The sequence below is a fragment of the Streptomyces sp. NPDC002793 genome, assembly GCF_040295485.1.
Taxonomy (GTDB): domain Bacteria; phylum Actinomycetota; class Actinomycetes; order Streptomycetales; family Streptomycetaceae; genus Streptomyces.
Genome location: NZ_JBEOVL010000007.1, coordinates 226605 through 243781, shown reverse-complemented (window position 1 = coordinate 243781; position 17177 = coordinate 226605). Strand labels below are relative to the sequence as shown.

14 protein-coding genes are annotated in these 17177 nt (G+C 69.9%); 9 read left to right on the top strand and 5 right to left on the bottom strand.

Features of this window, described 5'->3' with window-relative positions; all coding sequences use genetic code 11:
• On the bottom strand, window positions 1-4235 hold a 4235-nt coding region (locus ABT001_RS09670; protein ID WP_351274809.1), incomplete at its 3' end, for a type I polyketide synthase.
• 178 nt (window positions 4236-4413) lie between these two features.
• Complete coding sequence (locus ABT001_RS09665) at window positions 4414-5658, bottom strand: cytochrome P450 (RefSeq protein ID WP_351274807.1); 1245 nt, start codon at window positions 5656-5658, stop codon at window positions 4414-4416.
• A gap of 244 nt (window positions 5659-5902) precedes the next feature.
• Here ABT001_RS09665 and ABT001_RS09660 point away from each other — a divergent pair, with 244 nt between their 5' ends.
• From ABT001_RS09660 to ccrA, 5 genes are all read left to right on the top strand, one after another.
• Window positions 5903-6670 carry a thioesterase II family protein gene (locus ABT001_RS09660; RefSeq protein WP_351274805.1) on the top strand — a complete coding sequence of 256 codons (768 nt, stop codon included), beginning with the start codon at window positions 5903-5905 and terminating at the stop codon, window positions 6668-6670.
• A 1-nt stretch (window position 6671) separates the two neighbouring features.
• Window positions 6672-7385: a 4'-phosphopantetheinyl transferase family protein gene (locus tag ABT001_RS09655; protein ID WP_351274803.1), complete on the top strand. Its 714-nt coding sequence runs from the start codon at window positions 6672-6674 to the stop codon at window positions 7383-7385.
• A 333-nt stretch (window positions 7386-7718) separates the two neighbouring features.
• Complete coding sequence (locus ABT001_RS09650; protein WP_351274801.1) at window positions 7719-8786, top strand: glucose-1-phosphate thymidylyltransferase; 1068 nt, start codon at window positions 7719-7721, stop codon at window positions 8784-8786.
• Complete coding sequence (gene rfbB / locus ABT001_RS09645) at window positions 8783-9772, top strand: dTDP-glucose 4,6-dehydratase (protein WP_351274799.1); 990 nt, start codon at window positions 8783-8785, stop codon at window positions 9770-9772. Before ABT001_RS09650 ends, rfbB begins: the two co-directional genes overlap by 4 nt.
• 61 nt (window positions 9773-9833) lie before the next feature.
• On the top strand, window positions 9834-11177 hold the full coding sequence (gene ccrA / locus ABT001_RS09640) for a crotonyl-CoA carboxylase/reductase (protein WP_351274797.1): 1344 nt from the start codon (window positions 9834-9836) through the stop codon (window positions 11175-11177).
• Window positions 11178-11385: 208 nt separating this feature from the next.
• On the opposite strand, the gene ABT001_RS09635 is transcribed toward ccrA, so the two are convergent.
• The gene (locus ABT001_RS09635) at window positions 11386-11964 is read right to left on the bottom strand and encodes a TetR/AcrR family transcriptional regulator (protein ID WP_351274796.1); all 579 of its coding nucleotides are present in this window, start codon (window positions 11962-11964) and stop codon (window positions 11386-11388) included.
• A 90-nt stretch (window positions 11965-12054) separates the two neighbouring features.
• Here ABT001_RS09635 and ABT001_RS09630 point away from each other — a divergent pair, with 90 nt between their 5' ends.
• The 3 genes from ABT001_RS09630 (at window position 12055) to ABT001_RS09620 (ending at window position 14075) form a co-directional block, all read left to right on the top strand.
• On the top strand, window positions 12055-12501 hold the full coding sequence (locus ABT001_RS09630; RefSeq protein ID WP_351274794.1) for an anthrone oxygenase family protein: 447 nt from the start codon (window positions 12055-12057) through the stop codon (window positions 12499-12501).
• A gap of 93 nt (window positions 12502-12594) precedes the next feature.
• Window positions 12595-13323 (top strand): DinB family protein, encoded by a 729-nt coding sequence (locus ABT001_RS09625; protein WP_351274792.1) that lies wholly within the window; start codon window positions 12595-12597, stop codon window positions 13321-13323.
• Between the two features lie 116 nt (window positions 13324-13439).
• A complete protein-coding gene (locus ABT001_RS09620) occupies window positions 13440-14075 on the top strand; it encodes an SMI1/KNR4 family protein (protein WP_351274790.1) in 636 nt (211 codons plus the stop codon).
• A 169-nt stretch (window positions 14076-14244) separates the two neighbouring features.
• Here ABT001_RS09620 and ABT001_RS09615 read toward each other — a convergent pair whose 3' ends face one another.
• Both ABT001_RS09615 and ABT001_RS09610 read right to left on the bottom strand, forming a co-directional pair.
• Entirely contained in the window at window positions 14245-15552 is a 1308-nt protein-coding gene (locus ABT001_RS09615; protein WP_502967452.1) for a geranylgeranyl reductase family protein, read from the bottom strand.
• Between the two features lie 292 nt (window positions 15553-15844).
• On the bottom strand, window positions 15845-16048 hold the full coding sequence (locus ABT001_RS09610; protein WP_014158060.1) for a cold-shock protein: 204 nt from the start codon (window positions 16046-16048) through the stop codon (window positions 15845-15847).
• A 467-nt stretch (window positions 16049-16515) separates the two neighbouring features.
• On the opposite strand from ABT001_RS09610, the gene ABT001_RS09605 reads away from it, so the two are divergent.
• On the top strand, window positions 16516-17115 hold the full coding sequence (locus ABT001_RS09605) for a hypothetical protein (RefSeq protein WP_351274785.1): 600 nt from the start codon (window positions 16516-16518) through the stop codon (window positions 17113-17115).
• Window positions 17116-17177: the final 62 nt, after the last annotated feature.

Here is a 17177-nt window from a genome sequence, read left to right as displayed (position 1 = left end):
CCCTCCACCTCCGGAGCCGAAACCAGACCCACCCCCTCCAACGACCCACGCTCCACCACCCCCACACGCCAAGCCCCCCCACCAGGAGGAGTGAGGGCACGTGCTGCCACGACCAGTCGCGCCGCGAGGACGGCGCCGCCACGCACGGCGGCCTGCGGTTCGCCGGACGCGACGGCGGCGGCCAGGGCACGGCTGTCGTCTCCCGTACGGACGTCTTCCTCGGTACGGGGCTCCAGGTCGACCAGCAGGATCCGTCCGGGGTGCTCGGACTGCGCCGAACGCACCAGCCCCCATACGGCGGCGCCCGCCGGATCGGGGACGGTGTCGGCGGCCACCGCCCTTACGGCGCCTCGGGTGGCCACGACCAGGCAGGTCTCCTCGTACCGCTCGTCGGTGAGCCAGGTCCGCAGCTGCAGGAGCACTTCACCGGTACGGGCCAGCACGGCCTGCGCGTCGTTGCCCGGGGTGTCCTCCGCGCATGCGGACAGCACCGTGTGGGTGGGCAGCCGCCCGCCCTCGGCCAGGTCGTCGAGGGTGCCGGACCGGCCGGGGAGCAGATCGTCGGCGCCGAACTGGGCGAGCCCGCCCGGCTCGGGCCCGGTCACGGGGACGGGGGTCCAGTCCAGTTGGTACAGGTCGTCGGGCCGTTGCGCCACCTCGTCGGCGAAGGCCGGTGCGGGGCGGGTCAGAACGCGTTCCACGCTGACGACCGGGCTGCCGCCCGGGTCCACCGCCAGCACCGTTACGCCGTCGCCGTCGTGCGCGGGCGAGATCCGGGCGCGCAGCGTGGTGGCACCGGACGCCCAGAGGGTGACCCCGGCCCAGGAGAAGGGCAGGCCCGCTCCGCCGTCGCCGCCGCGTACGGCTGCCGCCTGGAGCGCGGCGTCCAGCAGGGCGGGGTGCAGTCCGAAGCCGGTGGCGGCGTTCTCGGGCAGGGTCAGTTCGGCGAAGACGTCGTCGCCGCGGGTCCAGCAGGCGCGGACGCCGCGGAACAGGTCGCCGTACACCAGTCCGGCAGCCGTGAGGCCCTCGTACAGGGCGCCCGGGTCGGCGGGAACGGCGTTCTCGGGCGGCCAGACGCCCGCGAGTTCGGGGTCCTCGGCGACGCTCCGGTCCCGGGGTGCGAGGACGCCGGAGGCGTTTCTGGTCCAGGGCCGGTCCGACCAGCCGTCGAATGCGCCGGCGTCCTCGACCCGGGAGTGCACGGTGAGGGTCCGCCTGCCATCGGCGTCGGCCGCACCCACCGACAGCTGTACCTGGACGGCACCGTCGTCGGGCACCGACAGCGGTGCTTCCAGGACCAGTTCGTCGATCCGCTCGGCGTACGCCTGCTCACCCGCTCGTACCGCCAGCTCCACGAAGGCGGTGCCGGGGAGCAGGATCCGGCCGTGCACCACGTGCTCCCGCAACCACGGCTGGGACGCCGACGAGAGCCGGGCGGTGAAGAGATACCCGTCCCCTTCCGCGAGGGCGATGCCCGCGCCGAGCAGCGGGTGGCCGGTGACGCCGAGGCCCGCCGAGGAGACGTCACCCGCCCAGGAGACGCCGGACGGCCAGTGACGGTCGGCGGCGAAGGCGTAGGTGGGCAGGGTGATGCGCCGCCCGCCAGGGGAGGCGAAGACCTCCGCCCGGTCGACGGCGGTCCCTAGGACATGGGCCGTTGCGAGCGCCCTCGCCGACGTGGCGCGCTCGTCCCGGTCGGCGCTCAGCACGGCTGCGGCGACCGCACCCTCGACGAGGTGCTGGACAGCCGCCGAAAGCACACCGTCGGGACCGAGTTCGAGGAAGGTCGTGGTGCCGGGAAGCGAGGCGATCGCGTCGGCGAAGCGCACCGGCTCACGGACCTGGCGCACCCAGTAGTCCGGGGTGTCCATCGCACCCGAAGCGGTCGGCACGACGGTGACCGACGGGCTGGAGTACGTCAGTGACTCGGCCACCGCCGCGAACTCGGCCAGCATCGGCTCCATCAGGTACGAGTGGAACGCGTGCGAGACGGACAGCCGCTTGACCCGCCGCCCCTCCGCACGAAGACGCTCCTCCAGCACGTCGATTGCCTCGACGGCACCCGAAACAGTCAGCGAGGTGGGCCCGTTGACGGCTGCGAGGTCCACGCCCTCCGGCAACTCCAACTCGCCCTCGGCCGCCTCGACCGCGAGCATGGCTCCGCCCTCGGGCAACGCGTCCATCAACCGGCCACGCGCGGAGACCAGCCGGCAGGCATCATCCAGCGACAGCACACCGGCGACATGAGCAGCCGCCAGTTCGCCGACCGAATGACCCACCAGCACATCCGGAGCCACACCCCACGACTCCAGAAGCCGGAACAACGCCACCTCAAGAGCGAACAGACCAGCCTGCGCGTAGACCGTCCGCCCCAGCGCCGCGCCGTCCTCGAACACCACCTCACGCAGCGGACGTCCCAGATCCACCCGGGCGCACACCGCGTCAAAAGCGTCCGCGAACACCGGGAACGTATCGTAGAGCTCCCGCCCCATGCCCACCCGCTGCGACCCCTGACCCGTGAACAGCAGGGCCAGGGAACCCGTACCCGCCTCCCCGCGCACCAGGGACGGCGCGTCCTCGCCGTCGGCGAGGGCACGGAGGCCCGCCAGCAGCTGGTCGCGGTCGTCGCCGAGCACGACGGCGCGGTGGTCCAGGGAGGCCCGTGTGGTGGCCAGTGAGAAGCTCACATCGGCCGGCGCGGCCTGGGCCGCCACCGGCAGCAGCCGCTCGGCCTGCCGGCGCAGCGCGTCGGCGGAGCGGCCGGACAGGAGCCACGCCGTCGGGCTTGCGGCGATGTCCTGCTCGACCGGCCCCGATGCCCGGGACGCCTCCTCGGCCGCCTCGGAAGCAGCGGGCGCTTCCTCGATGATGGTGTGCACGTTGGTGCCGCTGACGCCGAACGCGGAGATGCCCGCGCGGCGGGAGCGCTCGCCCCTGGGCCAGGGTTTCGGCTCGGTGAGGAGTTCGACCGCGCCCGCCGCCCAGTCGACCTCGGACGTCGGTTCGCCGACGTGCAGGGTCCGGGGCAGCTCTTCGTGGCGCAGGGCCTGCACCATCTTGATGATGCCGGCGACGCCGGCCGCGGCCTGCGCGTGCCCGATGTTGGATTTGACCGAGCCGAGCAGCAGCGGACGCCCTTCGGGCCGGTCCTGGCCGTAGGCGGCGAGCAGGGCCTGCGCCTCGATGGGGTCGCCGAGCTTGGTGCCGGTGCCGTGCGCCTCGACGACGTCGACATCGGACGGGGAGAGGTGGGCTCCGGCGAGCGCCTGGAGGATGACTCGCTGCTGGGAGGGGCCGTTGGGGGCGGTGAGCCCGTTGGAGGCGCCGTCCTGGTTGACGGCCGAGTCGCGCACCACGGCCAGCACTTCGTGGCCGTTGGCGACGGCGTCGGACAGCCGTTCCACCAGGAGGAGGCCGACGCCCTCGGACCAGCCGGTGCCGTCCGCGTCCGCCGAGAACGACTTGCAACGGCCGTCGGCGGCGAGCCCTCGCTGCTTGCTGAACTCGGTGAAGACGCCGGGTGTGGCCATGACGGTGACGCCGCCGGCCAGCGCGAGGGTGCTCTCGCCGCTGCGCACCGACCTGCAGGCCAGGTGGAGGGCGACCAGCGAGGAGGAGCAGGCGGTGTCCACGGTGACCGCGGGCCCTTCCAGGCCGAGGGTGTAGGAGACGCGGCCGGACACCACGGCGGTCGCGCCGCCGGTCAACTGGTATCCCTCGGTGCCGGGTTCGCCAGCGAGGAGACGCAGGTAGCTCTGGTCGTTGGTGCCCGCGAACACTCCGGTACGGCTGCCTCGGACGGAGTGCGGGTCGATGCCGGCGTGCTCGAACGCCTCCCATGCGGCGCGCAGCAGCAGGCGCTGCTGCGGGTCCATGCTCAGTGCCTCGCGTGGGGACACGCCGAAGAAGTCGGCGTCGAACTCGTCCGCGTCGTGGACGAAGCCGCCTTCCCGGGCATGACTGTGTCCGGAGCCGTCCGCGTCGCCTTCGAAGAGACGAGCGAGGTCCCATCCCCGGTCGTCGGGGAACCCGGAGATGGCGTCACGCCCTTCGGACACCAACTGCCAAAGGTCTTCGGGTGAGTTGACTCCGCCCGGGTAGCGGCAGCTCATGCCGATGATCGCGATCGGCTCCTGGTCGGCGGTCTCGCGGTCGCGAAGCCTCTGCCGGGTACGACGCAGATCCGCCGTGACCAACTTGAGGTACTCGCGGAGCGTCTCTTCGTCTGCCATCTGCCGGCACCTCCCAGGCTCCCCATCGGCCACGGTCCACCCGGAGCCGCCCTGCCGCGGTCGATCCTTCCGGAACGTCCGCGACCGCACGCTATGGAGACGCCGTGAAGCCGGACAACCCCTAGCCGGGGAGGCCGCCCCTTATCCCGGAGGGGCACTTCACGCCTGCCGGAGGCGCTCAGCGCAGGCTGACGGGGAACTGGAGCATGCCCCGGACGATGAAGGATCCCCGCCTGCGCACCGGTCCCGCGCGACGGATGTCCGGCACCCGGGCGGCGATCGCGGCCAGGGCGATCTCCGCCTCCATGCGGGCCAGCGCGGCGCCGAGGCAGAAGTGGATGCCGGCCGAGAAGGACAGGTTCTCCGGGCCCGGGTCCCGGGTGATGTCGAACCGCCCGGGGTCGGCGTACACCTCGGGGTCCCGGTTCGCTCCCCCGGCGCAGATCGCCACCTCCTCGCCGGCGGCGACCAGCCGGCCCTCCAGCTCGATGTCCGTGTGGGCGATACGCCGGTACTGCTGAACGGGGGTGTCGAACCGCAGGGTCTCGCGGACGACCGCCGGCGCCAGCGAAGGGTCGGCCACCAGCATCTGCCATTGTTCGGGATGTCCGAGCAGTGCGAGCAGGCCGTTGCCTATCAGGTTGACGGTGGTCTCGGTGCCGGCCAGCGGCAGGAACATGCACAGGGGGACCAGCTCGTCCATGGTCAGCCGTCCGTCGTCCACCGCCGGAAGGAGGTCGCTGATCAGGTCGTCCTGAGGGTCGGCACGCCGCTCGGCGACGATGTCGTGGAACATGACCGTCATCTCGGTGATGGCCGCCATGGCGTCCTGCGCGGCAGCTACGGTGGCGACGCCGTCGAGCAGATAGGCCATGCGGCGGCTGAGCCGGAAGAACAGCCGCCGGTGCCGGGGCGGGATGCCGACGAGGTCCCCGATCACCCGCAGCGGGAGCTGCTGGGCGAAGGACCGCATGAAGTTGACCCGGTCGCGGCCCGCCAGCATCTCGTCGAGGAGCTCGTCGGTGAAGCGCTCCACATGCGGCTGCCAGTGGGTGAGCCGCCTCGGGTTGAGCGAGGGCGTGGCCAGCTTGCGCAGGCGGGAGTGGTCGGGCGGGTCCAGGCCGAGCATCGAGTTGTCGAACGGCATGAATTCGGGGGCCTTGGTGCCGTCGGCCCTTCGTACGCCGAACCGTCGGTCGCGCAGGATCTGGTTGGCGACGCGGTGGCTGGTGGTCGTCCAGGCGCCGACCGCGCTCCGGTCGAGTGTCCCCCGTGCGCGGATCTCGTCGTAGAGCGGATAGGGATCGTCCGGCACCAGAAGGATTCCCGCGTACGGATCGCCTCCCGCGGCCGCCGTGCGCAGGAAGTCCTGAACGACGGTCGCCTGGTAGCGCGCCCTGCGTTCCGCCTCGAGTTCCGTCATTCCGCCACCCCTACCGCGCGTCCGGAGCCGACCTGCCCCGCGCCGTCACGCTACTGGCGTACGCACCCCTAGCCTCAACCCCTAACCGCTGGGCGGGGACGCGGCGTCCGGCGGCGGCGCGTCGCACCCGCGCGGGGGTTAGGGGTTGTCCGGGTCCGTGCGCTGCTGCGAGTTTCAGGGCATCCTCAAGTCCGCGCACATGGGGGCGTGGGGCCTGTTCTCCGGTGAAGGAAAGAGAGCAACGATGATATCGACCGCTGACAAGAGCGATCTGTGGGTCAGGCGTTTCCACCCTGCACCCGACGCTCCGGTGCGGCTGCTCTGCCTGCCGCACGCGGGCGGCTCCGCCACGTACTACTTCCCGGTGTCGCGCAGTCTCTCGCCGCGCGTCGAGGCCCTCGCCGTGCAGTATCCCGGCCGCCAGGACCGCCGCACGGAAGCGTGCGTGGAGTCCCTGCACGACCTGGCGGACCTGCTGGTCGATGTCGTACGGCCGTACACGGACAAGCCGTTGGCGCTGTTCGGGCACAGTATGGGCGCGTCGCTCGCGTTCGAGCTGGCCCTGCGGCTGGAGGAGCGCGGCACCCCGCCGGCCGCCCTGTTCGTGTCAGGCCGCAGAGCGCCTTCCGCTCACCGGGACGAGCGGGTCCACGAGCGTGACGACAACGGGCTGATCGCCGAGATCAAGCGGCTGAACGGCACTGAGTCGAACCTCCTGGACGACGAGGAGGTACTGCGGATGGTGCTGCCGTCGATCCGCTCGGACTACAAGGCCGCGGAGACCTACCGGTACCGTCCCGGTTCCCCGCTGTCGGTTCCGGTGTACGCGTCGACCGGCGACGCCGACCCGAAGGCGACCGTCGACGAGGTGAGCCGGTGGGCGGACCACACCACGGGCCCGTTCGAGATGAACGTGTACCCGGGCGGCCACTTCTACCTGAACGCGCACGCACCGGCCGTCATCGGGACGATCGCCGACCGACTGGCGCCGTCGGCCACGGCCGGGAGCTGACGTGCTCCGTACCATCCTCCCCGGCGGGCTGAGTGTGGCGGAGACGTACGAGGACACGCCGGACGCCACTCTGTACCCGGAGGAGGAGGCGGTGATCGCCCCGGCCGTGGACAAGCGGCGGCTGGAGTTCACCACGGTGCGCCACTGTGCCCGGCGGGCCATGGCCGAACTGGGCGTGCCCCCGGCCCCGTTGGTGCCGGGGGTGCGCGGGGCGCCGCAGTGGCCGGGCGGGGTGGTCGGCAGCATGACGCACTGCGTGGGCTACCGGGCGGCGGTGGTCGGTCTCGCCTCGGAATTCCGGTCCGTGGGTGTCGACGCGGAGCCCCACGGGGCACTCCCCGAGGGCGTTCTCGACGCGATCGCGCTGCCGGCGGAGCACGAGCGGCACGAGTCGCTGCGCCGGGAGCGGCCCGAGGTGCACTGGGATCGGCTGCTGTTCAGCGCGAAGGAGAGCGTCTACAAGGCGTGGTTCCCGCTGACCGGCCGGTGGCTGGCCTTCGAGGAGGCGGACATCGTGATCGATCCCGGGGGTTCCTTCGAGGCACGGTTGCTGGTGCCCGGCCACACCACGTCCGGCGACCCGTTGACCGGGTTCACCGGGCGGTGGCTGGTCGGGTCCGGGCTCGTACGAACCGCGATCGCCGTGCTCGCGCCCGCGCACACGCCCGGACGCGTGTCCCGTACGGCGGGGCAGCCGCCCGCGACGGCGTCGTAGCGTCACGTGGTCCCGGCGTTCGGGGCGTTCCGGCCGGAAGTCCGTAGGCCCCTGCCCACGGGCAGCCCGGCCGGTCATCGACCGGCCGGTGCGAAACCCCTATCGTCCGCCGCCTGTGCCGGCTGGGAGTTCGGGGCTGGAACGCATGGGCCGCACGAGACGGTAGGGGTTCCCCGGACGGCCGCACATGCGTAGCTTCCCGAGGGGTTCAGCATTCCGCGCCGGCACGGCGAGAGCCTTTCCACTGCCCGATCCGTGTCTCTCCCCCGTCACGGCTCGGACGCACCCGCCCGGTTGCTCCATGGGGGTCGAGCAGGGCAAGGACTATCCGGCATGAAGGCACTCGTACTCGCGGGCGGCACTGGCAGCAGGCTGCGTCCGATCACCCACACCGGCGCCAAGCAGCTCGTTCCGGTGGCCAACAAACCCGTTCTCTTCTACGGCATCGAAATGCTCGTGGACGCCGGTGTCACCGACATCGGGGTGATCGTCGGCGACACCGCCGACGAGATCCGTGCCGCGCTCGGCGACGGCGGCGGGTTCGGCGCCAAGATCACTTACATTCCCCAGGACAGACCGCTCGGCCTGGCCCACGCGGTGCTCGTGGCACGCGACTACCTCGCCGAGGACGACTTCGTGATGTACCTGGGCGACAACTTCATCCTCGGCGGAATCCAGGACCTGATCCACAACTTCCGGACCGAGCGGCCCGACGCCGGCATCCTGCTCACGCGCGTGGAGAACCCCAGCGCCTACGGCGTCGCGGAACTCGACGCCCGTGGGCACGTCGTCCGACTGGTGGAGAAGCCGACGAATCCGGCCAGCGATCTGGCCGTGGTCGGCGTCTACCTCTTCACCCCCGCGGTACACGAGGCGGTGCGGGCCATCACCCCGTCGGCGCGCGGGGAGCTGGAGATCAGCGACGCGCTCCAGTGGCTCGTCGACCAGGAGTTCCGCGTACGTTCGACCATGATCAACAGTTACTGGAAGGACACCGGGAGCGTCTCCGAGATGCTGGAGGCCAACCGTGCGGTGCTGGAGCTGCTGGAGCCGCGCGTGGACGGGACCGTGGACGCGGAGAGCCAGATCATCGGCCGGGTCCGGATCGAGCACGGCGCCGTGGTCTCCCGTTCCCGGATCGTCGGCCCGGCCGTGATCGGCGCCGGTGCGCGGGTGACCGCCTCGTACATCGGCCCGTCGACATCGGTCGGCGCGGACTGCGTGATCGACGCCAGTGAGATCGAGTTCTCGATCGTGCTGGCGGGTTCCACGATCGAGGGGGTCGGCCGGATAGAGGCCTCCCTGATCGGCAGGGACGCCCGGGTGGGCCGCGCGGACCACCTTTCCCGAACCCATCGTCTCGTCCTCGGAGACCACAGCGAGGTGCAGATCACCCCATGAGAATTCTCGTCACCGGCGGCGCCGGCTTCATCGGATCCTGTTTCGTCCGGATGCTGCTCGGCACCGAGGACCCACTCGGGGTCTCGGCCGTCACCGTGCTCGACTCCCTCACCTACGCGGGCAACCGGGAGAATCTGACCCCTGTGGCCGCCGACCCCCGGTTCGAATTCGTCCAGGGCGACATCCGGGACGCGGAGCTCGTCTCCACGCTGGTGCCCGGCCAGGACACCGTGGTGCACTTCGCCGCCGAGTCGCACGTCGACCGTTCCCTGTCCGGCGCCACCGAGTTCGTCAGCACGAACGCCCTGGGGACGCAGACGCTCCTGGACGCGGCGCTCCGGAAGGGAACGACCTTCCTCCACGTGTCCACCGACGAGGTCTACGGATCGGTGGCGGAGGGGTCGTGGCCGGAGGAGCACCTGCTGCAGCCCACCTCCCCCTACTCCGCGTCGAAGGCGTGCTCCGATCTGATCGCGCTGTCGTACCACCGGACGTACGGCCTCGACGTGCGGGTCACCCGGTGTTCCAACAACTACGGGCCCTACCAGTTCCCCGAGAAGATCATTCCGCTGTTCACCACCCGGCTGCTGGAGGGCCTCAAGGTCCCGCTCTACGGCGACGGGCTCAACGTCCGGGACTGGCTGCACGTCGAGGACCACTGCCACGCCCTGATCGCGGTACTCCGCGCAGGCCGGGCCGGGGAGATCTACAACATCGGGGCCGGCGAGGAGCTGACGAACCGAGACCTGACGGAGCGTCTGCTGTCGGCCTGCGGAGCGGACTGGAGCATGGTGCATCCCGCACCCGACCGCCAGGGCCACGACCTCCGGTACTCGGTGGACACCCGGAAGATCCGCACCGAGCTGGGGTGGGCTGCCCGGCACCACCTGGCCGAGGGCCTGGAGGGCACCGTCGCCTGGTACCGGGACAACCGGGCCTGGTGGGAACCCCTTGTGCGGCTCATGGAGACCACGGCGGAGCGGTAGGGGAACGAAGCACGCAGGGACACACACCACGTCAGGCAATCACGCAAGCGAAGGTGACACAGTGGACAGAATCGTCGACGCCATACTCTCCGGCTCCGGAAGTCCGGCCGATTTCGGGAACCTCCCCGTCCCGGAGAGCTATCGGGGGGTGGTGGTGCGCAAGGACGAGACCGATATGTTCGCCGAGATGGTGTCGGCGGCGAAGGACCCCCGGAAGTCCTTGCACGTCTCCGAAGTGCCCACCCCCGACCTCGGGCCGGGTGAGGCTCTCGTCGCCGTCATGGCGTCCTCCATCAACTACAACACCGTGTGGTCCTCCCTCTTCGAGCCGCTGCCGACGTTCGGCTTCCTGGAGCGCTACGGGAGATCGAACGCTTTGGCGAAGCGTCACGACCTGCCCTACCACGTCCTGGGCTCCGACCTCGCGGGGGTGGTGCTCCGCGTCGGGCCGGGCGTGAACGCCTGGCGGCCGGGCGACGAGGTCGTCGCGCACTGCCTGTCCGTGGAGCTGGAGTCCTCGGACGGGCACAACGACACGATGCTCGACCCGGAGCAGCGCATCTGGGGCTTCGAGACCAACTTCGGCGGGCTCGCCGAGCTCGCCCTCGTCAAGTCCAATCAGCTCATGCACAAACCGAAGCACCTGAGCTGGGAGGAGGCCGCCTCCACCGGCCTGGTCAACGCGACCGCGTACCGCCAGCTGGTCTCGCGCAACGGCGCCGGCATGAAGCAGGGCGACAATGTTCTGATATGGGGCGCGAGCGGCGGACTCGGCTCGTACGCGACCCAGTTCGCCCTCGCGGGCGGAGCGAACCCGATCTGCGTCGTCTCCAGCGAGCGGAAGGCGGACATCTGCCGTGCGATGGGCGCCGAGTCGATCATCGACCGCAGCGCCGAGGGCTACGCGTTCTGGAAGAACGAGCGCGAGCAGGACCCCCGCGAGTGGAAGCGGTTCGGCAAGCGCATCCGTGAGCTCACCGGCGGCGAGGACGCCGACATCGTCTTCGAGCACCCGGGCCGCGAGACCTTCGGCGCGAGTGTGTACGTCGCCCGCAAGGGCGGCACGATCGTCACCTGCGCCTCGACCTCCGGCTTCCACCACGAGTACGACAACCGCTACCTGTGGATGTCGCTGAAACGGATCATCGGCTCGCACTTCGCCAACTACCGCGAGGCCTGGGAGGCGAACCGGCTTGTCGCCAAGGGCAGGATCCACCCGACGCTCTCCAAGGTGTACTCCCTGGAGGACACCGGCCAGGCCGCGTACGACGTCCATCACAACCTGCACCAGGGCAAGGTCGGCGTCCTCGCCCTCGCCCCGCACGAGGGACTGGGCGTCAGTGACCCGGTCATGCGCGCCCGGCACATCGACGCCATCAACCGTTTCCGGCCGACCGGCACCTGAGACGGGTGAGTCGACGGCGGCGGGTGCACGTGCACCCGTACGAGGAAGTAGGCGCGGGTCCGCTGGGCGAACGGTGACGCCACCGGCTCTCGGTTTCGGCGCCCCTCCTTGCCGGAGGCCCGTGCCCGCTCCGATCGCGAGTGATCTGAAGTGATGCCGCGGTCAGGCAGCCGGGCCCGAAAACCCCCGCTGCCCTGCCGTACGACGCTCAGACCACGGCGAGCCGGTCCACCAACAGTTCGGCTCTCCGCTCGGCGTCCACTCCGGGCAGCCGTCCCGCCCGGGTCAGGGTCGCCAGCCCGTGCAGGGCCGCCCAGAACACCTCGGTGAACAGTGCCGGGTGGACGCCGTCCCCCGCGACCTCACCGAGCGTCTCCAGCAGGGCGGCGAAGGCGTTCTTCAAGGGCTCCGGGGTCTCCTCGTCCGCGAACACCAGGCCGCCGTCGAGCTGGAACATGGCGTCGTAGACCGCCGGATTCAGGTCGGCGAAGTCGAGATAGACGCGGGCGAGGGCGGTGACCCGGGCGCGCGGGCCGTCCGCGGCGGAAGCCGCGACCCGCAGCGCTGCGGCCATTTCGGCGGCGCCCTCCAGAGCGACGGCGCCGATGATCTCACGCTTGCCGCGGAAATGGCTGTAGAGGACGGGCTGGCTGTACTCGATGCGCTCGGCGAGCCGACGGGTGGTGACCGCGTCCCAGCCCTGCTGCTCGGCGAGTTCACGAGCCGTCGCCACGATGAGGCGCTCGCGGCCCGCCCGTTCACGTTCCTTGCGTTCCTGTACCGACATGCGCCGATTCTAGCACCGCTAGACAATCAAGCGGCAGCAGCACTAGCGTTGCCTCATCATCTAGCAACACTAGATTCAGAAGGGGCAGTCATGCTCGACGCACTTGAGATCGCCACCACCGTGATTGTCGGCCTGATGGTGGGAGTGGAGTTCTCCGTAGCCTTCGTGATCAATCCGATCCTCGACGCCCTACCCGACGACAGCAGCCAACGCGGCCGAAGCCACGGCGGCCGGATGCTCGGAGCCGTCATGCCGTTCTGGTACATCGGCTCGCTCGCCCTCGTCGCGGTGTGGGCCATCGCCGGATGGCACCGTGCGGGCGCCGGACTCGTCGTCACCGCCGGCGTGCTGCTGACGCTCAGCGTGGTCATGTCGCTCCTGCTGCTCGTCCCGATCAACAACCGGGGCAAGACCTGGACCGCCGAGAACCGGCCTGACGACTGGAAGGAACAGATGAATCGCTGGGACCGCTTCCACTACGTCCGCGTCGCCGTCATCATCGCCGCCTTCGCCGTCCTGGTCACCGCCCTCGCCTGAGCGGTCGGGGAAATCGGTGGCGTCGGATGGGGTGAGCTATTAGCTTCCGCCTGAGCACAGTGACGCGCGGAGCGCCGCCGAGGGGAGCCGGACATGGAGAACGAGGGCGCGCGGACCGACCGTCTGGACGTACTGCTCGAACAGTTCGACCAGGCCAGGGAGATGGCCGAGGTGCGGCTGACGGGGCTCGGTGACGAGGAGTACCTATGGGAGCCGGTGGCCGGCTGCTGGTCGGTACGACGCCGCGACGAGGCAGCGACGCCCAGGGCGTACGGGCCTGGCGGTTGGCTGCTCGACAAGGGCGCCCCGGACATCCCGGCGAACGAGTACGCCGAGGTCTCCCGGCAGGCTGCCGGCGGAATGCCGGTCACGAAGATCGCTGATGACTGGAGCGTGAGCGTCGAGCGGGTCGAACAGGTCCTGGCCCACACCGGTGAACCGGAGCCCGACAGAACGCCGGTGACCACCATCGCCTGGCGGTTGGGTCACCTGCACTCCTGCTTCGCGGGCCAATGGGAGTGGACCTTCGGTGCGCGACGGCAGGATCCGAAGCTGCTGGTCGACTTCACCCCGTCCGCCGCACTCGCCCTCCAGAGGTTCTGGGATCTGATCGACCGCTGGCGCGACAGCGTCGCCTCCCTCACCGACGAGCAGCTCGACACGGTCGGCTTCTCGCAGTACCCGTACGGCTCCGACCCCGGCGACCCGTTCGTCGCCGTACTGGCGGGGGCCAACCTCGAATTCATCCACCACATGGTGGAGATCGCGTTGCTCCGCGACCTACGGCGGGCCGGCTTCGGTACGCCCCAGCTCACCGGATGAAGCCCTCTGCCACACCGAGTGACAGTATCGCGCCCAGGTGACAGATATTCCGCCCAGTCACACCTCGCACGGAGTTCGGCCGGCAGCCAACGGCATTGTCGTACCCACCTGACACCATGATCGGTGTGAGTGAGACAACTGAGCCTGAAGAGAATGAAGTTGCCGCTGTTCTGACCACGCCGGAGGAGTGGCGTGCCTTTCTGGAGCGATACGGCGAGCTGTACGTGAAGGTCTGTGCCGACGATGAAGAGTTGGTCGATCTGCTGGACGACGACCAGCTGGAGGCCCTGGATCGAGGGGAACGGGTTGAGCCGTGGCTGGGTGAAGCCCCTGCTCGGGAGGAAGCCCTGGTGGCATCCGAGGAGCGGCTCGGAGTGCGGTTCCCACCGAGTCTGCGGGGATTCTTCTCGGCCAGCGACGGGTGGACGCGCCTGGATCGCTGGGTGGACGACGTCCACCCGTGCGGCCGCGTCGTGTGGATGCGGGACAGCGAGGCCGGCAGCCGCGTGACCGAGATCTACGACTCGATACCCGGCAACGAGGACGATGTTCAGTTGTTCCGCCGGTCCGTCGAAATCGCCCGGGGCGAGGACTTCTGGCTGCTCGATCCGACCGACGTCGGGCCGGACGGCGAGTGGGCCGCCTACGAGTTCGCACCGAAGTACGGCGACACGACGAAGTACCCCAGCTTCTCCGCGCTGTTCCACTCCGGGTACGCGAGCATGGAGGAGGACGAGGAGGACATGGACTGATCTCGTTCGTCACCCCGCACGCCCACATCAGGAGTGATGAGTCGGGCAGCACCGGCCGGACGAGCTCCCACTCGGACAGGTCATAGGGACGTATCACGGCACCATGGTCCACCGGCGGTGATCACTTGAAGGCGCTCACCGGGACCGGGCCCGCCGGAAAGGGCAGGGGTTACCGACGGGACGCGTCGAAAGCTCGCCCGGGTCGGGTCCTCGGTGCGGGCACCATCCGTACGACGCCTCGGACAACACTGTCGATCAGGTCGTCCGAGGGTGCGTCGGTTCCATGTGTGAGCAACCGGGCGAGGGTGCGCACCAGGGTGGGTGAGGCCATGACCCGGCGGTTGAGGAGCGGTCGGTAACCGTAACGAGCGAACACGAGATCGGCGATGGTGTTGCCGAGCCGGTAGTAACGCCCCCAACGCCGGTTCACTTCGCTCGCGTACTGATGCAGAGCCCGCTCACGGCCAGGACCGTCCGGCCGGTGCAGAGCGAGAGCGACCGTCTCGGCGGCCACCTCACCCGCCTCCATGGCCTGGACGATGCCTTCACCACTCCACGGACTGACCATGCCGCCGCTGTCCCCGACCAGCAGAAGTCCGCGACGGTACTGCGGTGTGCGGTTGAAACCCATGGGCAGCGCGGCGCTGCGCAACGGCGAGTCGGCGTTCTCCTCCCGCAGTTCCCAGTGCGAGGGCATCCGTGACAGCCATCGGTCCATGGTGGCCCGCAGATCGACCGTGCCGTGACCGCGGTGCGGCAGTGCGCCCAGGCCCACGTTCACGCGGCCGTCACCGAGCGGGAAGATCCATCCGTATCCCGGCAGATCCCGGCCGGTACGGGAACAGATGAGATCGGCCCAGAGCTCCAGATAGGGGTCGTGGGTGCGGGCCTCGCTGCGGTAGTAACGGCGAGCCGCGGTGGCCATGGGTTTGCCCGGATCGCGCTCCAGCCCCATAGCCAGCGCTGTTCGGGCGGAGGCACCGTCGGCGGCGATGACCAGGGGGGCGTGATAGTTTTTCGGCCGCTTGCCAGCTCCGGCTACGGTGCTCACACCGATGATGCGTCCGGCACGGTCCGTCAGGGGGCCCGTCGCCTTCGTTCCGAGGCACAACCGGGCACCGGCGGCAACGGCCTGCCGAACCAGGATGTCGTCGAAGTCGTGCCGGGAACGAGTGAGTCCGAAGTCCGGGTGGCTGCCGGAGCTGGGCCAGTCGATGTGCACCTGACGGCCTCCGCACACCCACCTCATGCCCTTGGTCCGCATCCAGCCCGGAGCGTCGATGTCGACGCCCATACGCACCAGTTGCTGCACGCCTCGCGGAGTGAGGCCGTCCCCACACACCTTGTCCCGAGGGAAGGTGCCCTTCTCGAGCAGGGTGACGTCCACACCGGCCCGCGCCAGGTGCAGCGCCGCAGCCGAACCTGCCGGTCCCGCCCCCACCACGATCACCTGGGCCTGCTGGTCTCCGGTGCCCATGTCCTCGCCTGGTTCCACTTGCTGACTCCTCGATGGGCGGGTCGGGAGATCCGGCATGTCGCCGCATCACCGTTCGGCCGACGGACCCGGCTCCGGGCCTACGCGTCGGATTCATACCCGGCCTGAGTCCGGAACACCCTCTCGGGCAAGTGGCGAGGAGGCTCCCCATGTCATCGGCATCCGGGGAGGGGCACGGCGGTCCGTCCGCTCCCCACGCACGTCCGCACCGGCTGACACCGGTTCAGGCCCCCGGATCGTGCTCCGAGGGCCTGGACCGACTCGACCTACGGGCTCAGGCGGTCGTGATGTTCTCCGCCTGCGGGCCCTTCTGGCCCTGGGTGACGTCGAAGGTGACTGCCTGGCCTTCCTGGAGCTCACGGAAGCCGGTGGCGTTGATGGCGGAGTAGTGCGCGAAGACGTCCGGCCCGCCGCCGTCCTGCTGGATGAAGCCGAAACCCTTTTCGGCGTTGAACCACTTGACGGTTCCGCTGGCCATGCTCGTGCCTTCCCGTTGAGATCCGAATCCGCACCACGCGGCCCCGGAGGCGCCATGATCCGTACCGGTACAGCAAAACGCCCGCACCGAAGCGCGGGCTGGTACGGCGAACCACGACATCTGGCAGTGACGCTACATGGCGAAACCGCCCCCCACCAGAGAGCAACGACGCGATGTGTACGTCCGGTGCCCCTGACTCACTCCTACGGCACGCGACGAGACGAGACGACTCCCCCTCCCGCGCTCCGACCGCGGTCTCCTATGCGCTGTTTCGAGCCAACACCGCAGCACCTCGGCACTGTTGCGCCTCGTGTGCCCGGAAGTGGCTCACTCCCGGCTGCCGACAGTCGCGTGCAGAAGCCTGTCCGCACCCATGGCGAATCGGTATCCACTGGGGCGATACCTTCATCTGTGTCGGTAACATCGACCGCCACGCATGTTTGAGACACGACGGAAGACGAGGACAGATGTCCGAAAACACTCTCACATCCACCATCAGCGCAGACTATGCACAGCGGATCACGGATGACCTGGCGGCGAACCGGAGCGAACAGGAACGTACGCGTGCCGAGCTGACCCGGCTGCAGGACGAGCTCGTCCGTCTGGAAGAGGGCGAGCAGATCCTGGTCAAGATGCAGGAGGTGCTCGGCGGTAACGGAAAGTCCGCCGGCAAGGGCCGCAAGGCTGCGGCCTCCGTGCCCGCCGCTCGTCGCGCCAAGGGGAAGGCCACGTCCCGGAAGGGGGACGAGCCGAAGGCCCGGGTCCGCGCCAAGCAGCGGACCGCCGACAAGGGAGCGGCAGCTCCCAAGGGTGCCGGCGAGCCGACGTGGCGCGAGCTGGTCACCGGATATCTCGCGGACCAGCGGGAACCGAAGTCCGCCGCCGAAGTGGCCGCCGCCCTGGCCGATGCCTACCCTCAGCGCACGACCCAGGTCACCGTCGTGCGCAACACCCTTGAGCAAGGGGTCGCGCACGGGCTGCTGGAGCGCTCCAAGCAGGGACGCTCCGTCTACTACAGCCCCGTCGCGTCCGCGAAGGGCGATGGAGCCGCGGCGTCGGCCGGATAGCTGATGCGCGCGTCGTCGGGCCCACCTGACGCAGTCCGGCCCACAACCGTTTCGTAGCGGCC

Excerpts from the sequence above, each read along its gene's own strand:
- ABT001_RS09665 (WP_351274807.1), bottom strand. The coding sequence starts at position 5,658 with ATGACGGAACTCGAGGCGGAACGCAGGGCGCGCTACCAGGCGACCGTC.
- ABT001_RS09660 (WP_351274805.1), top strand. The coding sequence starts at position 5,903 with ATGATATCGACCGCTGACAAGAGCGATCTGTGGGTCAGGCGTTTCCAC.
- ABT001_RS09650 (WP_351274801.1), top strand. The coding sequence starts at position 7,719 with ATGAAGGCACTCGTACTCGCGGGCGGCACTGGCAGCAGGCTGCGTCCG.
- rfbB (WP_351274799.1), top strand. The coding sequence starts at position 8,783 with ATGAGAATTCTCGTCACCGGCGGCGCCGGCTTCATCGGATCCTGTTTC.
- ABT001_RS09635 (WP_351274796.1), bottom strand. The coding sequence starts at position 11,964 with ATGTCGGTACAGGAACGCAAGGAACGTGAACGGGCGGGCCGCGAGCGC.
- ABT001_RS09630 (WP_351274794.1), top strand. The coding sequence starts at position 12,055 with ATGCTCGACGCACTTGAGATCGCCACCACCGTGATTGTCGGCCTGATG.
- ABT001_RS09625 (WP_351274792.1), top strand. The coding sequence starts at position 12,595 with ATGGAGAACGAGGGCGCGCGGACCGACCGTCTGGACGTACTGCTCGAA.
- ABT001_RS09620 (WP_351274790.1), top strand. The coding sequence starts at position 13,440 with ATGATCGGTGTGAGTGAGACAACTGAGCCTGAAGAGAATGAAGTTGCC.
- ABT001_RS09615 (WP_502967452.1), bottom strand. The coding sequence starts at position 15,552 with ATGGGCACCGGAGACCAGCAGGCCCAGGTGATCGTGGTGGGGGCGGGA.
- ABT001_RS09610 (WP_014158060.1), bottom strand. The coding sequence starts at position 16,048 with ATGGCCAGCGGAACCGTCAAGTGGTTCAACGCCGAAAAGGGTTTCGGC.
- ABT001_RS09605 (WP_351274785.1), top strand. The coding sequence starts at position 16,516 with ATGTCCGAAAACACTCTCACATCCACCATCAGCGCAGACTATGCACAG.